Annotated in this window: 1 protein-coding gene; it reads right to left on the bottom strand. The window is 48.3% G+C overall.

Going from position 1 to position 1,241, the window contains the following annotated elements; genetic code table 11:
• On the bottom strand, positions 1 to 1,177 hold a 1,177-nt coding region (locus QMA35_RS21745), incomplete at its 3' end, for an IS256 family transposase (protein WP_281649223.1).
• Positions 1,178 to 1,241 lie beyond the last annotated feature (64 nt).

Raw genomic sequence — 1,241 nt, forward strand, 5'->3', positions numbered from 1 at the left:
CAATCATGAATCTGTTCAAGGCCGGTTTCCAGTTCCTGATCGGCATAGTCCATTTCTTGGATGCATCCATGATCGCAAGGTAGACCACCTTTCTGGCAGAGTCATCCGTAGGAAAGACTTTACGCTTACTGGTGGCCTTACGAACGACACTGTTGAGTGACTCTATCGCATTGGTCGTATAGATTGCCTTGCGAATATCCTGAGGGTAGTTGAAGAGCGTACTCAAGTTTGTCCAGTTGTTATGCCAGGATCGGCTTATTTGAGGGTACTTGTTATCCCACTGTTCTCCAAACTGCCCCAAAGCCTGCATAGCTTCTTCCTCGGTGGCGGAGTGATAGATCGCCTTCAGTCCAGCGGCGACGGCCTTGTAATCCTTGTAAGGCACGTATTTCATGGAACTTCGTACCATATGCACAATGCAGAGCTGTATCTGGGCGCGAGGAAACGCGGTATTAATAGCATCAGGAAATCCCTTAAGGCCATCGACACAGGCGATCAGGATATCCTGGACACCACGATTCTGTAGTTCTGTGAGCACACTCAGCCAGAATTTGGCCCCTTCGTTTTCTGAAATCCACATGCCCAGAAGCTCTTTCTGCCCGTCCATGTTGACGCCCAGAGCCAAGTAAATGGCCTTGTTGATGACCTGCTTATCCTGCCGAATTTTAACGACAATGCAGTCCAGATAGACGATGGGGTAAATGGCATCAAGAGGTCTGGATTGCCACTCTACAACCTGCTCAATCACGGCTTCCGTGACTTTGGATATCAGAGTTTCCGAGATGTCGGCGCCATACATCTCCTTGAATGTGGCGACAATATCTCTGGTCGTCATACCCTTGGCGTACAGGCTAAGGATTTTGTCGTCCATTGTCGTGAAACGGGTTTGACGCTTTTTGACGAATTGAGGGTCAAACGTTCCATCACGATCACGAGGAGACTCGATTGAAAACTGGCCGTCTTCGGTCTTCAGCTTTTTGGAGGTTGAGCCATTACGCTTGTTACCTGTGGGGCTGTGGCTGTTTTTCTCGTAGCCAAGATGGTCGTCCAGCTCAGCGTTGAGTGCAGTTTCCACAGTGACTTTGGTGAGCATCTGTCGGAAGTCGTTTAAATCACTCTCAGTTTTTATGGATTTGGCAGCTTCTTTAGCGAAGGCTTCAATCTGCTTGATATCCATGTTTGCCTACCTCAACCTGAATAGGTTTCAAGATAGGCAGAAACACAGTTTTATCTACAGTCTC

The sequence above is a fragment of the Parendozoicomonas sp. Alg238-R29 genome (assembly GCF_947331445.1).
Taxonomy (GTDB): Bacteria; Pseudomonadota; Gammaproteobacteria; order Pseudomonadales; family Endozoicomonadaceae; genus Sansalvadorimonas.